The 18,377-nt window shown below is 59.4% G+C and carries 13 protein-coding genes; 7 read left to right on the top strand and 6 right to left on the bottom strand.

The genetic code is table 11. The annotated features are described in order from the left end of the window. Positions 1 to 38: 38 nt before the first annotated feature. The 5 genes from ACUZ9Q_RS12920 to ACUZ9Q_RS12940 form a co-directional block, all read right to left on the bottom strand. The gene (locus ACUZ9Q_RS12920) at positions 39 to 1,415 is read right to left on the bottom strand and encodes a hypothetical protein (protein WP_215648318.1); all 1,377 of its coding nucleotides are present in this window, start codon (positions 1,413 to 1,415) and stop codon (positions 39 to 41) included. A 412-nt stretch (positions 1,416 to 1,827) separates the two neighbouring features. Then, positions 1,828 to 2,532: a hypothetical protein gene (locus ACUZ9Q_RS12925; protein ID WP_192112695.1), complete on the bottom strand. Its 705-nt coding sequence runs from the start codon at positions 2,530 to 2,532 to the stop codon at positions 1,828 to 1,830. A gap of 42 nt (positions 2,533 to 2,574) precedes the next feature. Continuing rightward, the gene (locus ACUZ9Q_RS12930) at positions 2,575 to 4,269 is read right to left on the bottom strand and encodes an NFACT RNA binding domain-containing protein (protein WP_449248010.1); all 1,695 of its coding nucleotides are present in this window, start codon (positions 4,267 to 4,269) and stop codon (positions 2,575 to 2,577) included. A 430-nt stretch (positions 4,270 to 4,699) separates the two neighbouring features. Then, positions 4,700 to 5,062: an RNA polymerase-binding protein DksA gene (gene dksA, locus ACUZ9Q_RS12935; protein WP_022659715.1), complete on the bottom strand. Its 363-nt coding sequence runs from the start codon at positions 5,060 to 5,062 to the stop codon at positions 4,700 to 4,702. 333 nt (positions 5,063 to 5,395) lie between these two features. Then, positions 5,396 to 6,547, bottom strand: coding sequence for a tRNA(5-methylaminomethyl-2-thiouridylate) methyltransferase (locus ACUZ9Q_RS12940; RefSeq protein WP_215648312.1), 1,152 nt, complete (start codon positions 6,545 to 6,547; stop codon positions 5,396 to 5,398). 210 nt (positions 6,548 to 6,757) lie between these two features. Here ACUZ9Q_RS12940 and recA point away from each other — a divergent pair, with 210 nt between their 5' ends. From recA to ACUZ9Q_RS12975, 7 genes are all read left to right on the top strand, one after another. Further along, positions 6,758 to 7,840, top strand: coding sequence for a recombinase RecA (recA, locus tag ACUZ9Q_RS12945; protein ID WP_192112692.1), 1,083 nt, complete (start codon positions 6,758 to 6,760; stop codon positions 7,838 to 7,840). 79 nt (positions 7,841 to 7,919) lie between these two features. Further along, on the top strand, positions 7,920 to 10,595 hold the full coding sequence (gene alaS / locus ACUZ9Q_RS12950; RefSeq protein WP_449248011.1) for an alanine--tRNA ligase: 2,676 nt from the start codon (positions 7,920 to 7,922) through the stop codon (positions 10,593 to 10,595). A gap of 10 nt (positions 10,596 to 10,605) precedes the next feature. Beyond that, on the top strand, positions 10,606 to 11,790 hold the full coding sequence (gene ahbC / locus ACUZ9Q_RS12955) for a 12,18-didecarboxysiroheme deacetylase (protein ID WP_215648306.1): 1,185 nt from the start codon (positions 10,606 to 10,608) through the stop codon (positions 11,788 to 11,790). Positions 11,791 to 12,061: 271 nt separating this feature from the next. After that, positions 12,062 to 13,048, top strand: coding sequence for a porphobilinogen synthase (gene hemB / locus ACUZ9Q_RS12960; RefSeq protein ID WP_192112689.1), 987 nt, complete (start codon positions 12,062 to 12,064; stop codon positions 13,046 to 13,048). Continuing rightward, complete coding sequence (ahbD, locus tag ACUZ9Q_RS12965; protein ID WP_300553318.1) at positions 13,048 to 14,265, top strand: heme b synthase; 1,218 nt, start codon at positions 13,048 to 13,050, stop codon at positions 14,263 to 14,265. Before hemB ends, ahbD begins: the two co-directional genes overlap by 1 nt. A 17-nt stretch (positions 14,266 to 14,282) precedes the next feature. Next, positions 14,283 to 14,783 (top strand): siroheme decarboxylase subunit alpha, encoded by a 501-nt coding sequence (gene ahbA / locus ACUZ9Q_RS12970; RefSeq protein WP_225529942.1) that lies wholly within the window; start codon positions 14,283 to 14,285, stop codon positions 14,781 to 14,783. Positions 14,784 to 15,010: 227 nt separating this feature from the next. Further along, positions 15,011 to 17,164, top strand: coding sequence for a methyl-accepting chemotaxis protein (locus ACUZ9Q_RS12975; RefSeq protein WP_192112687.1), 2,154 nt, complete (start codon positions 15,011 to 15,013; stop codon positions 17,162 to 17,164). Between the two features lie 131 nt (positions 17,165 to 17,295). Here ACUZ9Q_RS12975 and ACUZ9Q_RS12980 read toward each other — a convergent pair whose 3' ends face one another. Next, entirely contained in the window at positions 17,296 to 18,042 is a 747-nt protein-coding gene (locus tag ACUZ9Q_RS12980; RefSeq protein WP_449248141.1) for an SAM-dependent methyltransferase, read from the bottom strand. Positions 18,043 to 18,377 lie beyond the last annotated feature (335 nt).

Genomic DNA, 18,377 nt, shown 5'->3' on the forward strand with positions numbered 1-18,377 from the left:
GATGTAAGCCTCACCGCAAAAATCCAATTCCCCAGCCTCTAACGTATGGACTTATACCCGTCGTAAGTTTTGAGCTTGCCCGTAAGCTTGGGAGCGTCATTGATCAGCACGGGTACCGTGGTGCCGCTTTCGAGCTTTTTCAGCCAGCCCTCGGCCTTGCTGCTGAGCAGTTCGGGCTTGTCCTTGCCCAGTTGCTGCACTTCGGGCCGGGGCCACAAATATCCGCCGTTTTCATTACGTCCTTGCAGAAGGTAGCGGGTATTGCCCTGCTGCACGGCCTTGGCCACAGTGAGCTTTTTCTGGTTCTGGTACAGGGCCACGGCTGCCAGAATACCGGCATCGTCCTTGCGGGCGCGGTTGAGCGCAAGGCCCACGGCGGTGTCGGCATATTCGCTCACAAAGTTGAAATCACCTTGCGAGTCAAAGGCCACAAACACGGGGCCACGGCCACGGTACAGGGGCGCAATGAGCTTTGAAATACTCAATGTTTTGCCCTTGCCCTGGGTCTGCGCATGAAAATCATAATCATAGGCATTGATGTACTTGCCGTTCTGTTCCTTGTTGGTCATGGCAAGTACGCCGTCCACGCCTTCAATGCCAAAAACTTCGGGGCTGACCGCAGCGGAGATGACATCAATAAACGAGGCAGAACACACCCAGGCGTCAAAGCCGTTGGCTTCAAGCGCATGGAACAGCTCTTGAATTTCAGGCGATACCGTTATGCCCTGCTTGTATGATACCGAGATCTGCCCGGCCTTGCTGCCCTTATAGGCCGCAGGGCTCTGCCACTTGCGCTTTTGCCAGAAGGCAGGGTCGGCGCTGGCCTTGCGGTAGTGCACAAAGGCCTCGTGCGCCATGCCGTAAACCTGCTGGGGCGTCATACCCGTAAACCAGTAGGTGATCCAGGGGTAGGAAACAGAAACATCCATGGTGTCGCCAATGGCGTCATAAAGCCAGCGCGCCTTGGTGGCAAATTCCTTCCAGTCGTCGCCTGCCTGCATCTTCTGCATTTTTTCGCCGTAAACTCCGGCGGGGGAAACGTAACCCTGCGCGTACAGCCGTTTGTATGCGGCAGCGGCATCGGCAGCAACCGTGGCAACCGTGAGGTTGTTATATTCCTTGCCCAGATCCATGTTGATATCCGGCACACCGGTGGTCAGCACGGCGTACATTTGCTCAGGCTTGACGGCAAAGCGCATGTGCTCCAGCTGATAGATTGCAAGCTGCTCTTCCACATCCAGAATGGAAACAGTGTTGTCAAAATCAAAAACAGCGTAAGGCCGGATGGAAGGATTATAGTTGGGGCTGCCCTTGCCATAGAGCACAAACATTTCATTGAGGCTCTGCCTGACGGTGGGATCCCACCCCTCGCGCTGCAACATGACAGTATCCGCTGCGCCAGCGGCTGAAGCCATGAACATCGCCGCTGCAACCAACAAACAGCACACCCATAATCTGCATTTTTGCATATCGCACACTCCTGCAATCAGTTTTGTTCCTTGCACTGCCATGCCAAGGAGACTCAGCCCCAAGCGTGGTTCAACATTTGAATCTTCACAGCTAGAGGAAACCTGTACGTGACAAAAATGTTGCAGTTTGTGTGCCATTAATAAAACTTCAATGTGCTGTATTTGTTTATAAAATATACATAAAAATCATAAACTGGCATGAGTTTGATACAAATCCGTAAAGAGGACCTACCCATGAAACAAAATTGTGATTTTATGTATTTGTGGATTTGTATGTTTTTCATGCAAAAAAGGCCGCCCTGAGGACGACCCTGCTGGCGGCGCAGATGCTCCCGCCGACAAATTCAGAACCAGCGCGTTACGCAGAAGCCTGCGGCAAAGCCTTGGTCATGGCTTGCTCAAACTGCTGAGTGTAGCTATCCAGCTTCTTTTTACGGTTGTAGTCGTTGGAGCTTTTCATATACAGGCCGCCGCCAGCAGCCACCACCAGGGCGGCAATACCGCCGAACTTGGCGCTCATATACAGGGCCTCGGGCAGCCGGCGTGCAAGCTCATCCATGCTTTCCGTAAACAGGTGCATGAGAAAACTGAAACAGACCAGCCCCACCAGAAAAACAATGGCGCTGACCTTGCAAACCTTTTTCAGAGGGTAGGATTCCAGGTCATATTCGGTAACGCGGCTCACGCCGCAGCGCTTCATCAAGGCAGCGGCATCCACAAAATCATGCTTCCAGCCCGATGTTTGGTTGCTCACCGCATAGACTTCCAGAGCCGTGCCATCGCCGCCCTCTGCGACGCAGGCCGGGCCAAGGCAACCGAGCTTCAGGCAGTCGCCGACCGCAACAGGACAGGAATCCGGAAGGGGCAACTGCACCTCGCAGCCATTTTCAAGCCGAACCACAGCGCACTGCCACTGCTTACGGCCCCGGGGCATACGCAAGTTTGCACCTCCACCCAAAGCTATGCCCTGATCCGGGACAGATGCCTGCCAGGGGGCAACTGCCAGCACCTGGGCCTCAATGGCGCGTGCCCGAAAAACTTTGCCTTCAACTGTAAAATCCATGAAAACCTCTCTCCCTAATACGCCCGTGGGGCTTGCTTCCCTTTACCGGGGCAGCAGAGTTTCCTCAAGGGCAAGATCCACTGGAACCTCGCGCGAGGGCAGCGACTTGTCGATGCGCACCGTGCCCGCAGGGGCGTTGCGCATGGGTTTGACGTGACGCACCTCGGCATATTGTATGCGCGCCCGAGCGGCGTCGCGCTGCCAGCTTTTGCAGGCGGCCAGCGCTCCAGCCTCGTCAAGGGTACGCGGCGGCACTTCCTGCCCGCCGTGGGCGCGGCGGATAATCACGTGCGAACCGGGGCCGTTTTCCGCATGCAACCAGATATCGTGCGGGGCTGCAAGCTTGCGCGCGGCCAGGTTACCCTTGGAATCGCGACCACGCAGCAGCACAAAGCCATCTGAACTTATAAACATCTGCACATTCTTGGGCAGGGTGGCGGCCATGCCGGAACCTGTCGCGCGCCCGGTGGAAGCCGCCTCATCGGCAGCGCCCGCAGTGGCGCCCAGCAGGCTGCCAGGCCAGATGCCGGGCCGGGCCTGACGCAAGGAGGCCATCTCGTCTTCCAGCGCCGCGCGCCGCACGGCCAGATGCTCCATGCCGCGTTGACCGCGCCGGGCCGAGTGAAAAAGGCGGGCCATTTGCTCGCGCACAGAATACCGCAGATCCAGCGGTATTTCCCGCGCCGGGCCGTGCGGGCCTTCCTCCACGGTGACGGAAGCCGCGCGAAAATCCGCAGGCCAGCGCCATAACCCGGCCTGAAGCGCCAGAGCGTCTGCCTGGCAGGCCATCATCCTGCCAAGACGATTTTCTTCCTCTCGCAATTTTTCCAGCAGCTTTGCGAGCTTGCGCGCGCGCCTGTCCAGAGGCTGGGCCGCCTCCCGCGCCTGATCCAGAGCCAGACGGGCAAGCACCATGTCCTGCCCTGCCAGTTCGGTCAGGTTCAAGGCATCCGGCCCGCAATATTCCGCGACGGGTGGAGCGTCCGCATCCTTGCCCTGCAAGGCCTTTTGCTGCTCCGGGGGCAAAGGCCAGGCGCTTATGGCGAGCACAGGACGTGGCATGGCCGGTGCAGAGGCATTGCCGGAGTCAGGCGCGCAGGGGCCGTAGCAGAACACATCCCCGCCGCCCACCCTCAGGTCTTCCAGCAAGGCCCACCGTTCTGGTTCTTCAAGGCAGGCAAGAGTTCGGCGCAGGGCGGGGGTAAGCACAGGCCACTGCCGCCAGTTGTTCAGGGCATCCGCCAGTTGCGCAGGCTCGGGCCAGACGGCCTGCTCATCTTCCGGCGATTCATCCTCGGTCAGAAAGCGGAGCGAAGGCCCTTCGCGCAGATCAAGCAGCAGCCAGGTCAGACGCGGGGACTGCTCCGCACCTGCATCAGCCTGCCCCTGTTGCGGCAATGGCGGCAGTTGGGGAGCCTCTGCGCCGCCGCCAAGCAGCAGCCACAAACAGCGCTCGCTCCAGCGGGCCACGCAGGCAACAATACGCCGACCAGCGGCATATTTGCGCAGCCGCATGATGGGCGCTGAAGGCGCACGGCCAACACTGATGCGCTGTGAGGTAATAAAGCAGAACGGTTCCTTGCGCCCAAAGCGCAGGCAGAGCTGCCGCTTGCGCCCACCGCTGTAGACCATGAGAGCCAGCAGGCCATCAGCAGGTTCCTGAATTTTTTCCACCCTTGCGCCAGTGAGCAGGGGGGTCAGGTCTTCACAAAAACGGCGGAAAAGATGGGCATCCATAGAAAAAACCGGCTTCGGGGCAAGGTGAATGGCTGGGGAGTATACGGGGGCAAGGCGGCAAGGCGCGGCAGGGGATCGGGAGGGAAGACCTTGCCCTGTTGAAGACAAGGCCGCACAACGTCCCCAGCGCATGCGCAGATGCAGCGGCAAACGCAGTTCCAGGCGCAACCGATGGCAGACCGCAGGCTGGCATAATTGCGCAGACGGTTTGGGTAACAGCCTCGCCAGCTCTTTCCATTGGCATGGTACGACCGTTGCGAACAGGCCAGAAGTCTCGCAGACCCAGTTCGCCAGACCCCCGCCGCGCGGCGGAACCACCGGGAGTCTGCCCGAAGTATGCATGCCGTCAGGCGCAAGCGGGAGTGCGCGAGCGCAGAGCCCGCCTGGCCGAAAGCAACAAAAACAGTGCCGTTAAGGCAAAGAAATGACGTTAATCGCCGCGAAGGTGTTCGTCTTCTTCCTGTTTGGCTTTGCAGTTGATGCACAAACGCGTCACAGGCCGGGCCTTGAGACGGGGAACGCTGATGTCGTCGCCGCAGTCTTCACAAATCCCGTAGGTGCCATCGTCAATGCGGGTAAGGGCTGCCTGGATCTTGCGGATCAGGCGGCGCTCACGGTCACGGATGCGCAGGGTAAAGGCCCTGTCGGATTCTGCAGTGGCGCGGTCAGCCGGGTCGGCAAACACTTCGTTGCTATCCGTCAGTTCTTCCAGGGTGCTGTCACCCTTCTGCTTCGCTTCTTCAAGCATGTCGGAAAGAAGCTTGCGAAAGTATTCCAAATCCTTGTGATCCATTTAAATCCTCCGGCGGACGCCGCTGGGGGGCGCATGAACGGTCTACTAATAGGCCTTGCAGGAACATGCATGGGGCAAGCGATTCGCACCGCATATCCTGCGTTGGCCAGCCATGCGGCGGCATGGCCCGCTCAGAGCACCTCTCAATGAAAATGCTCTTTTGATGCAATGGACTCATATAGCTACATGCGCAATCTTTGTAAAGCTGTGCCCTCAAGATTACGCAAAGCATGCACTTTGGCGACTGGCGCAAACAGAAACCCCGGTGAAACCGGGGCCTAAGGTGTCATAAAAGCACAACAATAAGAAGTTATGGTGAACGTTGCGTGCCAATCAGGCACCAGTTGGATCGTCTTCCCGTCCGGCTTCAAGTCGCTCGGCCTCGTAGCGGGCTTCGCGTGCTGCTGCCTTGGCGGCATCCTGTGCGGCCTGCCGTTCGCGCGCTTCAGCGCGGATAACGCCCTTGATCTCGTCCCAGGCGGGTTCGTTCCACAGATCCTCGCAACGCTGCGTGGGAACGGATACGTCTGTGAATTCCTCGCCACGGCGGGCGCGCACAAACACATCCCCCCCGGTGGCAACGGCCTTGGGCGCGTAGGAGGCTGTCATCTGGCAGGCGGTGCGCAGCACGTCCTCGGGCCACAAGGCTCCGTTGCGGGCCAGAGCCAGCGGCCCAGGCATGTCGCGCATGCGCAGGATAAGGTCGTCCGGGCCTGCGGCCGCGGCCAGCAGATCATTGTCTGCACTGTTGCGCCCAACGCACAGCCAGTAGTGGTTCTGCCCCTCGCTGTGCCAGAACTGACGCCCAAGATTGGCAAGGGTAAAATCACTGGCGCTCGGCTCCGGCAAGCGCGTAAGCACCAGCCAGTAGCGGCGGGCGTTCTCGCGCTCGGTCAGACGGCAGCCGCCCCCCGGAGTGGGAATTTCCTTGATGCCGTATTCCTTGGCAAGGTTCAGTTGCTCGGTGCGGCCCCTGCCCCAGATGCCCAGCAGGCGCGAGCGATCCACAAGCCCGCTTTCTTCCACAGGGGTTGGCGGCAAATGCTTGGCGCACAGTGGCCGCAGCAGAATATCGGCCACGGCGGCATCGCGCATGATGACGTTCAGCGTGTCGCGCCGTTGCGACATGGGGCGCTGGCCCAGAACCTCGCCCGAAGCCAGGGCCTTGGCCCCCACGCTTTCCATATATTTGCGGGCCTCACGCAGCAGCAGTATCTTGCAGTCAACGCAGGGGTTCAGCACCTTGCCAAAACCGTGTTCCGGCCTTTGGCGCAGCATGGCGGCGAACTGGGGGCCGACATCCTGAGTAACAATATCAAGGTCGTAAATCTTGCGCCAACGTGCCGCCACAGCTTCGCCGCCAAAAAAGGGCGAATAAAAATGCAGACAACGCACGGCGAGACCCTGACGTTCAAGCAGTTTTGCTGTGAGCAGGCTGTCGAGCCCGCCGGAAAATAGTACGATGATTTGGGGAGAATCGCTCATGCCCGCGCTTGTACGACAGCAAGCGCCCGTGCGCAAGGGGAGCATGCTGCCTTGCGCGGCTTTTACCTGCTTGCAATTATCACTATCAGGAATTACACTCAATTAATAACAGTACAAGCGCAGGCTCACCGCCCATCTGGCATTTGCCTTGCTCGCCTTGGTCTGCTACACTAACGCGCTTGAAGATATTTTTACCCGGAGCAATGAGCTATGGCGAAGAAACCGGCCATGAGTCAGGAAAACGCGCGCGCCGAAGCCTTGGGCACCGCACTTGCCACCATTGAACGCAAGTACGGCAAGGGCGCTGTGATGAAGCTTTCCGACGAAGCCCACGTCAATATTCCCGTGATCCCCACAGGTTCCATCGGCCTTGATCTGGCCCTTGGCGTGGGGGGCATTCCGCGCGGGCGCATCAGCGAAATTTTTGGCCCGGAATCTTCGGGCAAAACCACGCTGACCCTGCACATCATCGCAGAATGCCAAAAAATGGGCGGCACCTGCGCCTTTGTGGACGCAGAACATGCCCTTGACGTTTCTTACGCCAAGCGGCTCGGCGTCAACACAGACGAGCTGCTCATCTCGCAGCCCGACTACGGCGAACAGGCGCTGGACATTGCCGACATGCTCGTGCGTTCCGGCGCTGTTGACCTCGTGGTGGTTGACTCCGTGGCCGCGCTTATCCCGCAGGCCGAACTGGAAGGCGACATGGGCGAATCACAGGTAGGCGGTCACGCCCGCCTCATGTCGCATGCCATGCGCCGCCTCACCGGCACCATCCATAAATCGCGCACGTCCGTCATCTTCATCAACCAGATCCGCATGAAGATCGGCGTGACCGGCTACGGCAGCCCCGAAACCACCACTGGCGGCAACGCGCTCAAGTTCTATTCTTCCGTGCGGCTGGACATCCGCCGCATCCAGACCCTTAAGGACAAGGAAGAATCCTTCGGCTCGCGCACCAGGGTCAAGGTGGTCAAAAACAAGGTTGCCCCGCCCTTCCGCAGCGCCATTTTTGACATTCTGTACGGTCAGGGCATTTCGCGCTCCGGCGAGCTGCTTGACCTCGGCATTGAAGCCAAGATCATCGACCAGAGCGGCTCGTGGTTTGCATTTGGCAGCGAAAAGCTCGGCCAGGGGCGTGAAAAAGTACGCGCGCTGCTGGACGAAAATCTTGATCTGCGCAACCAGATTGAAGCCAAGGTTGTGGAATTCTTGGGATTGAACCCCAAGGAATTCACGCCCACAGTGGAAGACCTGGACGAAGGGGAAGCCCCCGCGCCCACTTACGAATAAAGGCCATTTTTTACCTGCGACCGCGCGCCTCGGTGGTGCGCGGTCGTTGTTCGCGCAGACCCCATTACGGAGCCAGTAAATGCTCACCGCCAAAGAAATCCGCAGCCGCTACCTCGAATTTTTCAAACGCCACCAGCATGAAATTGTCGAATCCGGCCCCATCATTCCGCCCAACGACCCCACCCTGCTGTTCACCAATGCTGGCATGGTGCAATTCAAAAAGCTCTTTCTTGGCGAGGAAAAGCGCGCATACAGCCGCGCCACCACCTGCCAGAAATGTCTGCGCGTTTCGGGCAAGCACAACGACCTTGAAAACGTGGGCCGCACCGCGCGCCACCACACGTTTTTTGAAATGCTGGGCAACTTTTCTTTCGGTGACTATTTCAAGCGCGAAGCCATCACCTGGGCCTGGGAATTTGTAACCAAGGAGCTTGAACTGCCCAAGGAAAAGCTCTGGGTCACAGTGTTCCGCGAGGACGACGAAGCTGCGGCCATCTGGGCCGAGGTTGCCGGTCTGCCCGCCGACCGCATCGTCCGTATGGGCGAAAAAGACAACTTCTGGACCATGGGCGATACCGGCCCCTGCGGCCCCTGTTCCGAAATTTATGTGGATCAGGGCGAAGACATGTCTTGCGGGCCGGACTGCGGCATCGGCAAGTGCGACTGCGACCGGTTCCTTGAAATCTGGAACCTCGTGTTCACCCAGTTTGACCAGTCTGCCGACGGCACCCGCGTGGCTCTTGCCAATCCCAACATTGATACGGGCATGGGCCTTGAACGCATGGCCGCCGTTGCGCAGGGCAAGCGCTCCAACTTTGACTGCGACCTGTTTCAGGAAATCATCCAGTACGCCGCATCGCTTGCCAATGTGAGCTACAGCTTCAGCGCGCCCGACACCAACGATGTGGATACGGCCCTGCGCGTCATTGCCGACCACAGCCGCTCGGCGGCCTTCCTTGTGGCTGGGGGCGTGCTGCCCTCCAACGAGGGCCGTGGCTATGTGCTGCGTCGTTTGATTCGCCGCGCCCTGCGCTTTGCCACGCTCATTGGCGTGAACGAACCCTTCATGTACAAGGTGGCCCGCAAGGTTACGGAAGTGATGGGCGACGCCTATCCCGAACTGACCGAACATGCCGACTTTATCGCCCGCGCAGTGCATGAGGAAGAACAGCGTTTCTCCCTCACCCTGCAAAAGGGTCTGGAGCTTCTGGATGAAGAACTGGCGACCCTCAAGGCCGCCGGGCAGATGCAGATTCCTGGTGAGTTCTGCTTCAAGCTGTACGACACATACGGCTTCCCGCTCGATATCGTGACTGACGTTGCCGAAAAGCGCGGCTTCACCGCTGACGCCAAGGGCTTTGAAAAGCACATGGGCGAACAGCGCAAGCGCGCCCGTGAACATCAGAAAAAGGGCGGCCTGCTGGGCCAGGCTGACGGCGCAAACGTGTTCAAGCCCCTGCTGGACGCTGGCGTAACCAGCACCTTTGTGGGTTATGAACGCCTGACCGAAACCAGCCCCCTGACCCTGCTGCTCAATGCCGCTGGCGAAGAAGTGGCCGACCTCGGCGAGGGCGATACCGGCTACGCCATTACCGCTGCCACGCCTTTTTACGGCGAAGGCGGCGGTCAGGCTGGCGACATGGGCACGCTGGCAAGCACCTCCGGCGAGGCGCGGGTCCTGACCACCCACAAACCTGCCCCCACCCTGCTGGTGCATGAAATTGAAGTGACCAAGGGCGAACTGCACAAGGGCGGCGAGGCCACCCTCAAAGTGGACGCCGACCAGCGTAAATCCACTGCCCGCAACCACACCTGCACCCACCTGCTCCACGCCGCCCTGCGCCGCGCGCTGGGCACCCATGTGAAGCAGGCCGGTTCGCTGGTTGACCCGCACCGCCTGCGTTTTGACTTTTCACACATTGCGGCCCTCACGCCCGAAGAACTGGCGGCGGTGGAGCGCGACGTGAACCGCGCCATCATGGCCGACCTGCCTGTGGCCGCCAGGGAAATGCCCGTAGCCGAAGCCATGGCAACCGGAGCAATGGCCCTGTTTGGCGAAAAATATGGCGATATTGTGCGCGTGCTCACAGTTTCGGGCGCGGAAAAAGGCGAACCTGAATCCGTGGAACTGTGCGGCGGCACACACCTTGAACGCACCGGCGAGGCCGGAGCCTTCATGATCGTTTCTGAAAGCGGCGTGGCCGCCGGCACGCGGCGCATAGAGGCCGTAACCGGCTGGAACGCCTATGCCCAGGCTGTTGAACAGCGCGCGGAACTTGCCGCGCTTTCGGGCATACTCAAGGCGCGCCCCGGCCAGTTGGCCGAACGCGTGACCGCCCTGCAAGGCGATGTGAAAAAGCTGCGCAAAGCCTCGGAAAAGGCCGCCGCCGCGCCTGCCACCGGGGCCGATCTGGCCGCCCGCGCGCAGGACGTCAACGGAGTGCGCATGCTGGCCGCCAAGCTTGACAATGTTCCTGTAAAAGCCCTGCGCGAAGTCATGGACGATGTGCGCTCGCGCCTTACCGACAATGCCGTTGTCTGCCTGGCAACGGCTGAAGACGGCAAGGTGGGGCTTTTGCTTTACGTTTCCAAAGACCTGCACGGAAAATTCACTGCTCCCGCGCTTATCAAGGACGTGGCCGCTCCCTGCGGCGGCTCCGGCGGCGGCAGACCCGACCTGGCTCAGGCGGGCGGCACAAAGGCCGATGGTATTGACGAGGCCTTTGCCGTGCTGAAACAACGCATCGAACAATAAGGACAAGGCCATGATAGGCATTTCCAAGCTGTATTGCGGACAGGTCGAGCCTTCCGACGCCCTGCGTTACGGACGCGAATCGGGCAAGCTGCCCTCGCACCTGTTGCAGTTCTCCAAAGATAAAAAGCCCGTTGTGGTCTGGAACATGACCCAGCGTTGCAACCTCAAGTGCGTGCATTGCTACGCCCACGCCATTGAAGTTGACGGTTCGGACGATATCAATACCGAGCAGGCAAAAACCATGATCGATGATCTGGCGGCCTACGGCGCGCCGGTCATGTTGTTCTCCGGCGGCGAACCGCTGGTGCGCAAGGATCTGGTGGAGCTTGCCAGCCACGCCACCTCCAAGGGCATGCGCGCGGTTATTTCCACCAACGGCACGCTTATCACCAAGGAAAAGGCCCGCGAACTCAAGGAAGTGGGGCTTTCCTACGTTGGCATTTCGCTGGACGGCATGGAAGCCGTGCACGACAAGTTTCGCGGCGTGCCCGGTGCTTTCAAAAAAGCGCTCGAAGGCATTGCCAACTGTCAGGCCGAAGGCCTCAAAGTGGGCCTGCGCTTTACCATCAACAAGCGCAACGTGTCTGAAATTCCCGGTATCTTCCGCCTGCTCAAGGATCTGGAAGTACCCCGCGCCTGCTTCTATCACCTGGTGTACTCTGGCCGTGGTTCCGAACTGATCAAGGAAGATCTGGATCACGCCGAAACCCGCCACGTGCTCGATCTTATCATGGACGAAACCCGCGCCCTTTTTGACGCCGGCAAGCCCAAGGAAATCCTCACTGTCGACAACCACGCCGATGGCCCCTACGTGTGGATGCGCATGAAGCGCGAAGATCCCAAGCGTGCCGAAGAAGTGTTTGAACTCTTGCAGTATAACGAGGGCAACAGCTCTGGTCGCGGTATCGGCTGTATTTCGTGGGACGGCAAGGTTCACGCCGACCAGTTCTGGCGCGATCACACCTTTGGCAACGTGCTGGAACGCCCCTTCTCGCAGATTTGGGACGACCCGCAGATCGAACTGCTGCACAAGCTCAAGGACAAAAAGACCCACGTCAAGGGCCGTTGCGCCAAGTGCCAGTTCCTGAACATCTGCGGCGGCAACTTCCGCGCCCGTGCCGAAGCCTACTACGGCGACGAATGGGCTCAGGACCCTGCCTGCTATCTGACTGATGAGGAAATCGGCATCAAGTAGCGCTCCGGCGCAGCCCTTTTTCCGCTGAATGTGCAAGCATGGCGGCGCGCCCCGGTCGTAGCCCGCTACGTTCCGCCCAGGCGCGCCGCTTGTTTTTTATACGGACACAAGGGCATACTGACACTGCGCAAAGCACCCTGCTGCCGCTGCCCAAGCAGCAGTCACAGCAGCCGCGTCTTTGCATACATAACAACTACTGCATCACCGGCAGCATTGCCGCACAGGCTGGGCAAGCACCGACCTGCAACTCGCAGAATAAAGGACAACAGCCATGACCACATTCCATAGAGGCCGCCGCCTTCGCGCCACCCCGGAACTGCGCTCCCTAGTACGCGAAACCCCGCCCCTTCTGGTTGAAGACTGCATCATGCCCTATTTCGTTGTGGAAACTGACGACAAGGGTTTTCGTAAAGAAATAGGCTCCATGCCCGGCCAGTTCCAGCTCAGCCTTGCAGAGCTGGAAAAGCAGGTGGAAAAGGCCGTGGATACGGGCCTGAAATCCGTCATTCTTTTCGGCATTCCCGAACTCAAGGACGAATACGCCTCCGGCGCTTACGCCGAAGACGGCATCGTGCAGGAGGCCGTGCGTCTGCTCAAGCACCGCTGGCCCAAGCTTTACGTCATCACTGACGTCTGCCTGTGCGAATACATGAGCCACGGCCATTGCGGCGTGCTCATGCCCTCTGGCGAAGTGAACAACGACGCCACCTTGCCCCTGCTTGCCAAAACAGCGGTGAGCCATGCCGCGGCAGGCGCGGACATGGTTGCCCCTTCCGACATGATGGATGGCCGGGTAGCCGCCATCCGCGAGGCGCTTGACGAAGGCGACCTTACGGCAACGCCCATCATGTCTTATGCCGTCAAGTATGCATCGGCCTACTACGGCCCCTTCCGCGAAGCGGCGGAAAGCGCCCCGGCCTGCGGCGACCGCAAATCCTACCAGATGGACCCGGCCAACGCCCGCGAAGCCCTGCTTGAGGCCTTTGCCGACCTTGAAGAAGGCGCGGACGCCCTGATTGTGAAGCCCGCCGGGCCTTACAGCGACATCATCCGCACCGTGCGCGACAATACAAGCGTACCCCTGTGCGCCTATCAGGTGAGCGGCGAATACGCCATGATCCGCGCGGCTGGCCTCAACGGCTGGATTGACGAGCGCGCCGTCATGCTGGAATCCCTCACGGGCCTGAAGCGCGCCGGAGCGGACATGATCATCACCTACTTTACAGAAACCATCCTGCGCGAAGGACTGGCACGATAATGAGCAATCATCCTCACAACATGGGACACCCCGGCGGGCACCCCGCTGGCCATCCGAGCGGGCACCCGGGCGGACACCCCGCAGGCGCTGCGGGCAATCCTTCCTCGGGGCATCCGGACGGCATATCACCCCCCCTGCGCACTCTTGAGGACGGCAGCCCCGCCTGTCGCCTCATCGCCTGGGAAGTGACCCGTTCCTGCAACCTGGCCTGCAAGCACTGCCGTGCCGAGGCCCACACGGAGCCTTACCCCGGCGAGCTTTCTACGGAAGAAGCCAAGGCTCTCATCGATACCTTCCCGCAGGTGGGCAAGCCCATCATCATCTTTACCGGCGGCGACCCCATGATGCGGGCCGACGTGTACGAGCTGGTGGCCTATGCCCACAGCAAGGGCCTGCCCTGCGCCTTTTCGCCCAACGGCACCCTCATAACCCCCGAGAACGCGCAAAAAATCAAGGATGCCGGGGTCAACCGCTGCTCCATTTCCATTGACGGGCCAGACGCCGCCAGTCACGACAGCTTCCGGGGCGTACCCGGCGCGTTCGAGGCTTCGCTGCGCGGCATCGAATACCTTAAATCCGTGGGCGTGCCCTTTCAGATCAACACCACGGTCACGCGCAACAATCTGAGCAGCTTCAAAAAGATATTCGAGCTGTGCGAGCGTATCGGCGCAGCCGCATGGCACATCTTTTTGCTGGTGCCCATGGGCCGTGCCTCCGGCCTGGCCGATCAGGTCATCACCGCGCAGGAATACGAAGACGTGCTGCACTGGCTGTATGATTTTCGCAAGAGCACCAGCATGCACCTCAAAGCCACCTGCGCGCCGCACTACTACCGCATCATGCGCCAGCGCGCCAAGGAAGAAGGCATCAGCGTAACACCCGAAACCTTCGGTATGGACGCGCTCACGCGCGGCTGCCTTGGCGGCACGGGCTTCTGCTTTATCAGCCACGTGGGGCAGGTGCAGCCCTGCGGCTACCTTGAGCTGAACTGCGGCAACGTGCGCGAAACGCCCTTTCCGCAGATATGGCGCGAGAGCAAATACTTTTTGCAGTTCCGCGACCAGTCCTGCTACACGGGCAAGTGCGGCGTGTGCGAATACCACAAGGTCTGCGGCGGCTGCCGCGCCCGCGCCCACAGCATGGACGGCGACCACATGGGTGAGGAACCCCTGTGCACCTATATTCCGGCCAAACTGCGCCGCAAGGAAAACCCCTGAGCCACACGAGGAACGCCATGACGCAGCCCACGGCCCACGCGGCCACCCCTGCCACCACTGAAACGCTGATGGACAGCGTTGACCGCCAGCTGCTGGATATCATCCAGACAGGCTTTCCCCTCACCCCGCGCCCCTATGCAGATTTGGGCCAGATGCTCGGCATCGGTGAGGAAGAAGCGCTCGAGCGTGTGCGCGGCCTCAAGGCCCGCAAGATCATCCGCCGTCTGGGGGCCAACTTCCAGTCGGCCAAGCTGGGCTTTGTGTCCACCCTGTGCGCCGCCAAGGTACCAACCGAAAAGATGGACGACTTTGTGGCCCGGGTAAACGCCTGCCCCGGCGTGACGCACAACTACCTGCGCGAGCATGCCTACAACATCTGGTTCACGCTTATCAGCCCCTCGCGGGAGGAAAGCCAGGCCACGCTTGATGCCCTCACCGAGGCCACCGGCATTGCCATTCTTAACCTGCCTGCCACCAAACTGTATAAAATCCGTGTGGATTTCCGCATGGATAATTGAAACAGTCAGGTAATCGGCGTCTGACTGCCGGGCACATCTGCCCACTACGGATTCTTTCAGCCTAACACAACCCCACCCTGGGTGCGCTCACATAAGCGCACCCAGGGTGGGGATTCCCCCTTGGTTTCCTGTCATTAAAATTGAATACTAATTTCATTTTGATGCCTAAACTATTTACCTGCCCGATCCGAAAAGTCTTTCAGACAAGAACCAGCATAGGGGGAAGAATGAATATTTCTGTTAAATTCAAGGCATTGCTGCTAGTTAGCACAATGATGCTGGTATCGCTTGGTGGATATGCTCTGCTGCTGCTCAATATGGCGACTATGGAGCAGGAATATAACGAGCAGACCAAGACAGCGGTTGAACAGAGCATCCGCACCGAGGCAGAAAAAATTAACACATATATGGCGCTGGTGCAGGAAGGCGCCGCCGCCATAGCCATAGCCGGGCAAAATCTGCGTCATGTCCAGCAGGGGCACGAAGCGGATCTCGGCGATGACGTTGCGGCCATGCTCAAGGCGAGTCTCACCCGCTACCCCGAGGCTTCGGGATGCGGCCTCTGGTTTGAGCCGGGCTCTTTCCGGGCCGATCAGCGTTATTACGGCCCCTACGCATACTGGGACAAAGGCAAGATTGAAATGACCATGGAATACAGCACGCCTGAGTACGATTACCCCAGGCAGCCATGGTATACTCAGGCCATTCCCGAGCAGTGGGACAGAAGCAAAAAACGCCAGGACAGCGTCTACTGGTCTGCCCCGTATCTGGACGAGACCTCCCACAAGCTCATGATAACCGTGGCTGGCATCATGCATGACCGCCAAGAGCGTATTGTCGGCGTGTCCACTCTGGACGTGAGCCTGGAAAACCTCCGCAAGACCGTTGCTGGCATTAGAATCAGCCCCAATTCCCGCGCCTTTGCCGTTGATTGCAGAAGCGGGCTCATCGCCGCATTTCCCGCTGACAGCGCCCTGTTGTTGCAGCCGGTGACAAAGCTGCCCTTCAACGGGGCAAAAAACGAGCTCACCACCACAGCGCCCGGCAGCCTCGCCCAGTACACTCTTATGGTCAGCGGTCAGCCCACCACGGTTTTTTACAGCGTATCACCCACCGGCATGGGCCTTGGCATAGCCATTCCCGACGCCGAACTCTTTGCAGAGGCCCGGCAGCTGGCCGAGAGCAACCGCCACACCGCCATGGGTGCTGTGGGCATACTCCTTGTGCTGGCCTGCGTGGTTATTCTGGTGCTGAACAGAACCATCATCAGCCCCATTCTTTCACTGGCCGCATTCTCCCGCTCTGTTGCCGCGGGCAACCTTGAAACACCCATCTCATCTGCCTACCAGAGCGAATTTTCCGTTTTACGCAACGCGATGGTATCCATGCTGGAATCGCTGAAAGAAAAAATGCGCGAAGCTGATAATCGCACCGCCGAGGCGCGCGTAAGCGCAGAAAATGCCGAGCAGGCGCAACATGCAGCAGAAGAAGCCACCCGCAAGGCCGAAAGCGCCAGAACAGAGGGCATGCGTGACGCCGCCCAGCGCCTGAGCCAGGTTGTGGCGGCCCTCACAGCGGCCCTTGGCAGTTTGGCTGCCCGCGTGGATGAAACATCGGAAGGCGTGGAAACGCAAACACACCGAATTGCGGAAACAGCTTCTGCCGTGGAAGAACTGAGCGCATCCGTGCTCGAAATAGCCAAGAACGCGGAAACCACCGCAAATCTGTCTGAAGACTCCCGCCATGCCGCCGAGCAGGGTTCGCAACAGTTTGCAACCGTGCTGCAGGACGTAAGCGCCATTCACAAGGATTTTCAGACTGCCTGCGACTCTGTGGACGACCTGAGCAACAAGGCCGATGCCATCGGGGCCATTGCCCAGACTATTGAAGATATTGCCGACCAGACAAACCTGCTGGCCCTCAATGCGGCCATTGAAGCCGCCCGGGCAGGTGAAGCCGGACGCGGCTTTGCCGTTGTGGCCGATGAAGTGCGCAAACTGGCGGAAAAAACCATGACCGCCACGCGCGAGGTGGGGCAGTCCATTGATTCCATCCAGCAGGCCGTGCGCGGCACCCTCGGCAGCATGGGCAGCACCAAGGAAGTGCTTGAAAAATCCATGCAGGAGGTCAACAAGGCGGAAAGCCTGCTCGGAAGTATTGTCAGCCTCGCCATGGAATCTTCCGATCAGGTGCGCGCCATCGCCACGGCTTCCGAGCAGCAGTCTGCCGCCACAGGCGAAATCAACGCCTCCGTGTCTGCCGTAAGCAGCATTGCCGAAGGCACAGCTACTGCCATGCAGGAGGCCGCCAACGCGGTTGAGGCACTCAAGCGCCAGTCTTCTGCCCTGGCCGAACTGATAGCAGAGCTGGAAAAAGCCTAGGCCCGAACCTAGCCCGATCACACATAACCGCCATGCCTCGTTCTTTCATAGGTTCGAGGCATGGCGGTTTTTGTAACCCACCCTTGGGGAACAATAGCTTTGGGAATACATTTCACCAAGGCAACCGTTGGTTACCGCGCCATGAGCGCAAACACGCCCCAGCCAAGGTACTCGCGCGTGTACTTGGCGTAACGCTTTGGCTCGCTGGTCAACTGGCTGCGAATTTCTTGGGCAAACTCGTCATCCGGGTTCGCCTCAAGCCACCGCCGCATGGTCAGCCACTTGGCAGCTTCGTACCTGTCCCAGCCATCCTGATTTGCCAGAACCATTTCCACAACATCATAGCCAAGGTTGCCAAAGGATTCGATGAGCCCGGGCAGGGGGAGAAAGTCGGCAATGGCAGTTGCTCCGCAACCTCTGGCAATGTCTTCCGTGGGCGGCATACAGCGCCAGTACGGCTCGCCAATGAGGATACTCCCGCCGGGGCAAAGGCTTTGCGTCAAAAGCTCAATGGTGCCCGCAACGCCTCCGCCTATCCATGTGGCCCCAACGCAGGCGGCCAGATCAACCCTTTCAGCCGCAACATAGCCTGCGGCGTCGGCATGGACAAACTCCACCTGACCGGCAACGCCCAGCTCTTGCGCGCGGAGCCGTGCCTGCCCGCAAAACAGCGGGCTCATGTCTATGCCAAGGCCTGTAATGCCGTAGTCACGCGCCCATGTGCAGAGCATTTCGCCCGAACCGCTGCCAAGGTCGAGCACACGGGTTCCCGGTTTGAGCCGCAACGCTGCGCCGAGGGTAGCAAGCTTTTCTGAAGTATACGGATTATGGATGCGGTGTTCGCCTTCCGTGATGGTGAAAATACGGGGGATGTCCAACACTGTAGCCTCCTTGCAATGTTTCATGCACCGCAATATGGGGTGGCCTGTGCCACCAGCCAGTCGCTCCTGCATCTTGCAATAAAAAGATAAAGGTATTTTTCTTCTGCTGGTTATGCAGTCATGATGCCATGCCGTCATATACCGCACGCGCCACATGCAAACGCATACTATGCTGCACCAACAGCAAAAGCATTCTACTTATTGCTTCAGAAATGAATAACCGCCACGCGCATTCCCATATGGCATCAGACACCGATTACGCATGAAGCACTCCCGCACCCAATGAAGTCCCTGCCGCTAAATTCCGCTGCAACCGGAGTTGGAACAACGTT

The sequence above is a fragment of the Desulfovibrio desulfopostgatei genome, from assembly GCF_053570645.1.

What these genes read in the sequence shown, in the direction of transcription:
- ACUZ9Q_RS12920 (WP_215648318.1), bottom strand. Translation starts at nt 1,415, where the DNA reads ATGGCTTCAGCCGCTGGCGCAGCGGATACTGTCATGTTGCAGCGCGAG.
- ACUZ9Q_RS12925 (WP_192112695.1), bottom strand. Translation starts at nt 2,532, where the DNA reads ATGGATTTTACAGTTGAAGGCAAAGTTTTTCGGGCACGCGCCATTGAG.
- ACUZ9Q_RS12930 (WP_449248010.1), bottom strand. Translation starts at nt 4,269, where the DNA reads ATGGATGCCCATCTTTTCCGCCGTTTTTGTGAAGACCTGACCCCCCTG.
- dksA (WP_022659715.1), bottom strand. Translation starts at nt 5,062, where the DNA reads ATGGATCACAAGGATTTGGAATACTTTCGCAAGCTTCTTTCCGACATG.
- ACUZ9Q_RS12940 (WP_215648312.1), bottom strand. Translation starts at nt 6,547, where the DNA reads ATGAGCGATTCTCCCCAAATCATCGTACTATTTTCCGGCGGGCTCGAC.
- recA (WP_192112692.1), top strand. Translation starts at nt 6,758, where the DNA reads ATGGCGAAGAAACCGGCCATGAGTCAGGAAAACGCGCGCGCCGAAGCC.
- alaS (WP_449248011.1), top strand. Translation starts at nt 7,920, where the DNA reads ATGCTCACCGCCAAAGAAATCCGCAGCCGCTACCTCGAATTTTTCAAA.
- ahbC (WP_215648306.1), top strand. Translation starts at nt 10,606, where the DNA reads ATGATAGGCATTTCCAAGCTGTATTGCGGACAGGTCGAGCCTTCCGAC.
- hemB (WP_192112689.1), top strand. Translation starts at nt 12,062, where the DNA reads ATGACCACATTCCATAGAGGCCGCCGCCTTCGCGCCACCCCGGAACTG.
- ahbD (WP_300553318.1), top strand. Translation starts at nt 13,048, where the DNA reads ATGAGCAATCATCCTCACAACATGGGACACCCCGGCGGGCACCCCGCT.
- ahbA (WP_225529942.1), top strand. Translation starts at nt 14,283, where the DNA reads ATGACGCAGCCCACGGCCCACGCGGCCACCCCTGCCACCACTGAAACG.
- ACUZ9Q_RS12975 (WP_192112687.1), top strand. Translation starts at nt 15,011, where the DNA reads ATGAATATTTCTGTTAAATTCAAGGCATTGCTGCTAGTTAGCACAATG.